Annotated in this window: 4 protein-coding genes and 1 pseudogene; 2 read left to right on the top strand and 3 right to left on the bottom strand. The window is 61.0% G+C overall.

The window, feature by feature from the left end; all coding sequences use genetic code 11:
* Positions 1 to 5: 5 nt before the first annotated feature.
* From NW819_RS11970 to rplC, 3 genes and pseudogenes are all read right to left on the bottom strand, one after another.
* Entirely contained in the window at positions 6 to 305 is a 300-nt protein-coding gene (locus tag NW819_RS11970) for a 50S ribosomal protein L23 (protein ID WP_414330452.1), read from the bottom strand.
* Positions 306 to 621: 316 nt separating this feature from the next.
* Positions 622 to 1,248 (bottom strand): annotated as a pseudogene (gene rplD / locus NW819_RS11975) (50S ribosomal protein L4); the annotation flags it as partial.
* Between the two features lie 57 nt (positions 1,249 to 1,305).
* Entirely contained in the window at positions 1,306 to 1,950 is a 645-nt protein-coding gene (gene rplC / locus NW819_RS11980) for a 50S ribosomal protein L3 (protein WP_011434152.1), read from the bottom strand.
* Between the two features lie 521 nt (positions 1,951 to 2,471).
* Between rplC and NW819_RS11985 the strand changes: the two genes are divergently transcribed.
* Together NW819_RS11985 and NW819_RS11990 are read left to right on the top strand one after the other, a co-directional pair.
* A complete protein-coding gene (locus NW819_RS11985; protein WP_414413877.1) occupies positions 2,472 to 4,433 on the top strand; it encodes a hypothetical protein in 1,962 nt (653 codons plus the stop codon).
* A gap of 68 nt (positions 4,434 to 4,501) precedes the next feature.
* The coding region (locus NW819_RS11990; RefSeq protein ID WP_414413878.1) for a methyltransferase domain-containing protein at positions 4,502 to 5,842 on the top strand (1,341 nt) is incomplete at its 3' end.

Here is a 5,842-nt window from a genome sequence, read left to right on the forward strand (position 1 = left end):
GGGGGTTAGGTGTCCGGGAAGAGGGTGATGGAATCTCCCTCCGCCAAGGTCACGATGGCTCGCTTGGGACGGGTGCGATAGCCAACGAAGCGGCCCACCCGCCGTTGCTTGCGCGGGAGCTTCAGGGTGTTGACGGAAGTAACTCGCACGCGGAACATTTCTTCGACGGCAGCTCGGATGAGCGGCTTGGTGGCGGTGGGCAGCACTTCAAAGACATATTTGCGCTGCTCCATCAAGGCGGTTGCCTTTTCGGTGATGACGGGGCGCAACAGGACGTCGGCCAGGATCCGCTTGCTCTCAGTCATCGCTTTCCTCCTCTGCTGGGGCTGCTTCGGCCTCTTCTACCGTTGACGGCTCTGCTCCTTGAGCCAGTTCTTCTGCTGGATCTTGGGGCTCTTCGGTTTGCTCTTCTGGCCCCTGCGGATCTGCTGGACGTCCTTGAAGGTCAGCTTGGTTTTCCTGGGCCTCAGGTTGGGCTGGGGTTTGCTCTGCTTCCTCGTGTTCGCTTTCTGGAACGGCCTGATCTTCCGGCCCATCTCCGGGCAGGGCCTGATCTCCGGCTAGGTCGGCCTGAGGCGCAGTCTCAGAGGGCCTCTCCAGAACTGCCGGCGCGGCGTCGGATCCCCAACGGGCCTTGAGCTGCTCTAGGGCAGAAACGGTGATCAGCACCCAATCGACGTTGAGCAGATCGAAAACGTTGATCTGATCCAGGCCGATCAGCTTAACGCGGGCGATGTTGCGCACGGCCCGCTCTACGGCTTCCGAGCGTTCGGCAACGATGAGCAGAGCCGATTGATCTTCCATCACCCCCCAGCGCAGCAAAGCCTGGGCCACAGCACGGGTTTTGGGCGGGTTGAGCTGCTCCTGGAAATCCTCCACGACGATCAGGTCTTCCACCCGACTTTGCAGAGCGGTGCGCAGGGCCAGTTGCCGTTCTTTGCGGTTCATGGCCAGGTTGTATTCCCGCTTGCGGGGGCCGAAGATCACCCCCCCTTTGCGCCAAAGTGGGGAGCGGATGGAGCCGGCACGGGCCCGACCGGTGCCTTTCTGCTTCCAAGGCTTGCGACCGCCGCCGCGCACCTCAGCTCGGGTCTTGGTGTGGGCGTTGCCCTGACGAGCATTGGTCATCTGCCGGCGAAGTGCCAGATAGAGAATGTGGGCGGCTGTTTCGGGACGAGCAACTTTGAGGCTCAGCTCCGCGCTGCCCACCGTTTCCCCTTGCCAATTTTTCACCACACAACTTGCCATGGTTTCCTCGTCTTTGCGGATGCCGGTCAACCTTGGTTTCACCCAGGGATCCCTCCCCTAACGCTTGTTGCCCACCTGCTTGGCAGGGGTGATCTCCAGCAGCCCTCCTTCTACGCCGGGCACGCAGCCCTTGATCACCAACAGATCCCGCTCCGGATCCACCTGCACCAACTGCAATTTGCGGGTGGTGACTCGGCCACCTCCCAGCCGCCCCGCCATGCGCATCCCCGGAAACACGCGGCCTGGGGTTGTACCGGCGCCAATGGAGCCCGGTCGGCGGTGGTTTTTGGAGCCGTGGGACATGGGGCCACGACCAAAGTGGTGGCGCTTTTGATAGCCGGCAAACCCTCGCCCGATGGAGGTACCGGCCACATCCACCAATTGGCCAGGGGAGAACATCTCGACGGTAATTTTCTGCCCCAATTGGTAAGCTTCCGGCTGATCAACGCGAAACTCTCGCAGGTGGCGCAGCAGCTCTGTCACCCCTGCTTTGGTGAGGTGGCCCCGCTGCGCCCGCGTGAGATGCTTTTCGGCAGTGGGCAAGTAGCCCAACTGAATGGCGTTGTAGCCATCTGTGGCTTGGGTTTTGATCTGGGTCACGGTGCAAGGCCCCGCCTGCACGACAGTGACCGGAATGGCCAGCCCTTCTGGAGAGAAGATCTGGGTCATGCCGACTTTTCTTCCGAGGATGCCAAGTGCCACAAGAACCTCCAATCGAGCCTGCACGACTCGTTTTCATCAACTGAGAGCCAGCTCACTCCGACAATCGGCTAGCCGTTCGCGAAGCGGGCCGTAGGCCAATGGCTCAGTCAGCCGGATGGATAGGCATACAGCAATAGCGTGGCAGCAGGAAGCTCAAGACAAAGCTGAGTCTGCCGGCTGAGGCGAAAGGGCAAGGTAGGGATCCCCCGAGGCCAAGTTCAGCGCCGGCAACGCTGAGCCTCTTGCTTAGTTCACCCCCAAAGCTGCACGCCAAACTGCTTTTGTTGAGAGCTGCTCAGACTTACCTGCTAAAGAGGCAGTATCTGGTGTAGCAGCGCGCCGGGTCGCCAAAGCGGATGGACTCAGTTGGCAACGGAAAACAATCATAATGAAGCGAAGGCCCGTTTGTCCAGACTTTTGCTGAGAAAATGGGTTGGTTGGAGAGGCCGGAGAGGGTAAGGGCAGCTCAAGTGGAAGAAAAGAGCCATTGGCCAGGGAAGCCATCTCCCTTCCAAAGTGTAATGGGCTGGGCAGGCAGTGGGCTGACCCAGGCTTGTGTAGATCACTATCGGAGATTGTTGCAGGCAGGAGCCGATCCGGGCCGGGTCTTATTTTTGGTGCGGAGTCAACGGCAAGCGGATGAGGTGCTGCGGCGCTTGCAGCAGTCCAGTTCGGGCTTGGTGGGGCCGTGGCGGATCGAAACGTTCTTGCAGCGGGTGGGACGCTCGTTGGCCGATCATTGGCCACAGGTGTGTGAGCGTGTCCCCCAGTTGCCACGCTCGTTGGAGCCGATCCCCTTGGCCAAAGATCTCACTCAATTTCTCTGCGAACGAGCCTGCGCTTTGTGCCCTCGGCATGGGGAAGCCTTTGCCGGGGTCGGGCTCAAGGAGTTCCAGATCTGGGATCAGATCAGCAGTGCTGCTTATATTGCGGGGGCTTCGGGTTTGCCGGCAGAGGTGGTGGGATCCCAGCTGGCCAGGGCTTGGCCGGAAGAGGCGGATCCACGGCGGGCAGAGGCCTTACAGGCAATGGGCTGCTGTGTGGGGCGGCTGTGGGAGGCAGCACTTCGGTTGGGATCCTTGGATTTTGGTCTGCAAATTCGGCTGTTTGGCGAACACATCCTGCCGCTAGCGGAGTTTTGGCAAGAGTGGGATCATCTGATCGTAGATCAGGCGGAAGACAGTTGCGGGGTGGCGCTGGAGTTTTACCGGCAGGGGCAAGCCCATTTGCAAAGCCAATTTTTCAGCTACACCCTCGGCGGCGGGGTCTCTTTGACCGGGATCCCGGAAGCTGTGGCCGACTTCTTGATGGAAAAAACGCAGGTTCGGTTTCTGGAGGGGAGCCATCGCGCTTCAGCAGGCATGATCCGCTTAGGGGTGCAGATTGCGCGGGTGTTGGATCCCCAGTTTTCTCATCCGCTGCCCGAGCCGAAGGGGGGAGGACTGCCGCTGGTGCAAACGCTGGAGGAAGAGACCCAGTTTGCGGCAGTGGAGGTGATGGTTGCCCAAATTCGCCGGCTTTTGGGGGCCGGGATCCCGGCCCATCGCATTGCTGTTTTGCTGCCCCGTATGGATGTGGGGGTGAGCCTGAGCTTGCAGGAGCAGTTGTCGGAAGTGCCGGTTTTGTCGATTGCCCCCTTCCCGGCGTTGATCCGCTATCCCTTGGTGCGGGCGGTGCTGACGGCAGCAGAATTGGCCCATCCCGAGTGGGGTGCTTTTCCCACTTTGCCGGCTTGGCGGCTGATGTTGAGCTGGGTGCTGGGGCTGGATCCCATCCGGGCGGCTCTGTTGGCCGAAGATACCTGGGATCCGGTGGGGCGTTCTCTGCGTCCCCGAACGGCAGTACGGCAGCCGGAGCGAGTAGGGTTTGCCAACCTGGAGCGCTACCAGCGACTGTTCGATTGGCTGCGCGGCTATCATCCCGGCCCTTCATTGGCCGCTTTCTTCCAGCAGTTTTTTGCCGATCACTTAGCCCCGGCGATTGCTTCCCCTCAGGATCAAGAGCTGCTGCGCGTGTTGATGGAAGCGGCACGGCGGTTTCGTCAGGCCTTCCCTGCCGAAGGGGATCCCGCCTTTTTGGCCATGATCCGCTCGGGACAGACCCCCAGCAGCAGCCGCTTCGAGCCCGACTATTCCCGTTACTTGGTAGTTGCAACTCCGGGGGCCTACATCACTCGGGGTTTGGAGGCGGATTACCAATTTTGGTTTGATATCACCAACCCCAGCTGGTCCCGCTCCCTCTGGCATGTGCTCTACAACAGCCGTGTGCTGACGCCGGAATGGGACGGGGAGGTTTTCGATGCGGCGCGGGATTTACAGGCGCGTCAACAGATTTTGGCCCGCACGCTGCTGAACCTCTGTTGCCGCACTCAGAAGGGGCTGTGGCTGGTGCGCTCCAATTTTAATTATCGCGGCGAGGAGAACACCAGTATTCTGGACTACCTGATTTTGAAGGGCCTGAAAGCCATGGCAGCCGTCGGCTGAGAGAGGCCCTATCCTGAAAGGGTGCTGGCAACTCAGGCCCCCAAGAAATCGGGGGATGCACCGCAGGAATGGTCAAAGGCAAAGGTTTTGGAAAAGCGGCGCAGCCGTCCCTCTCAAAACAGATCCGTCAGGCGGCAGTCTATTTCCGGCAAGGTGACTGGGCCCGTTGTCGGCAAATTTGTGAGCAGCTCCTCTCGGGTGCCGGCTCAGCTCCTGTTGGGACTGCCCAGCGGGGATCCCCTTTGGGTGGTGCCGACCTGTCTGATCCCGGAGCAGCCATCGCCCGGGTTCAGGCCCACGCTCTGTTGGGACAAATCGAGGAGGGAGCCGGTCGCTACCCCGCTGCCATGCTGCACTACCAGCAGGCCATTGTGATCTGTCCACCTGCTGCGCCGGCCAGCTTGGCCGCTGAGGTTCATGCGCTGCTGGGGAGGGTATTGCGGCAGATGGGGGAGAGAAAGCAGGCGCAATTGTTGTTTGAGCAAGCCCTGAACCGGGATCCGCAACTGCTGATGGCCCGGGTGGGGTTGGCCGATCTGCTACAGATGCGGGGAGAATTCGCGGCGGCGGTGGCCCACTACTTGCAGGCTTGGCAGGGATCCCAGCAGGAAGCGGATATCCCCTATCAAATCGGCATGTGCTTCTGGAAGCAGGGACAACCAGAGGCGGCCAGCCCCTGGTTTCGGCGGGCGCTCTCCTTGCAGCCTGACCACAGCGATGCCCGCTACATGCTGGCCATTCTGGGGGAGCTGCCCCTGCCCGACAGAACGCCTCCGGCTTGGGTCAGCCGCCTGTTCGATGAATATGCACCTCGGTTCGAGCAGCATTTGTTGGAGAAGTTAAACTACCAGGGGCCACAGGCTTTGCGGCAAGGGATCCTGGCGGTGGCAGCAGCGCAGGGATCGCCTCCTGGGTTTGAGCGGGCGCTGGACTTGGGCTGTGGCACAGGCTTGGCGGGATCCCAGGTGCGCCCCTATGTCAAGCAGTTGTGGGGTGTGGATCTCTCTGCCCGCATGCTGGAAATCGCCCAACACAAGGGCATTTACGACCACCTGGTTCAGGGGGACTTGCTGGAGCTGCTGCAGCAGACCTCGGAACGCTACGACTTGATCCTGGCGGCAGATGTGTTCATCTACCTGGGGGACCTGGCCCAGGTCTTTCCTGCCTGCGCTCGGGTGTTGAATGCTGGCGGGCTTTTGGCCTTTACCGTCGAGGTGGGATCCACCCCCGGCTACGAGCTGGGATCCACAACGGGCCGCTTTGCCCACTCCCCATCTTACGTGCTGCAGCAGGCAGAAGAAGCAGGGTTGGATCCCGTCTATCACCAGAACTTCACCCTACGACGAGAGGGAGAAGCCGACGTGCCTGGAGCCGTGTGGTGTTTGCGCCGTTCGCGTCAGCGGTGCGGA

Origin of the sequence: Synechococcus sp. R8-2 (assembly GCF_047461715.1) — a bacterium.
Classification (GTDB): domain Bacteria; phylum Cyanobacteriota; class Cyanobacteriia; order Thermostichales; family Thermostichaceae; genus Thermostichus.

Bases quoted from the DNA above. Each gene is read 5' to 3' on its own strand.
- NW819_RS11985 (WP_414413877.1), top strand. From the start codon at position 2,472: ATGGGCTGGGCAGGCAGTGGGCTGACCCAGGCTTGTGTAGATCACTAT.
- NW819_RS11970 (WP_414330452.1), bottom strand. From the start codon at position 305: ATGACTGAGAGCAAGCGGATCCTGGCCGACGTCCTGTTGCGCCCCGTC.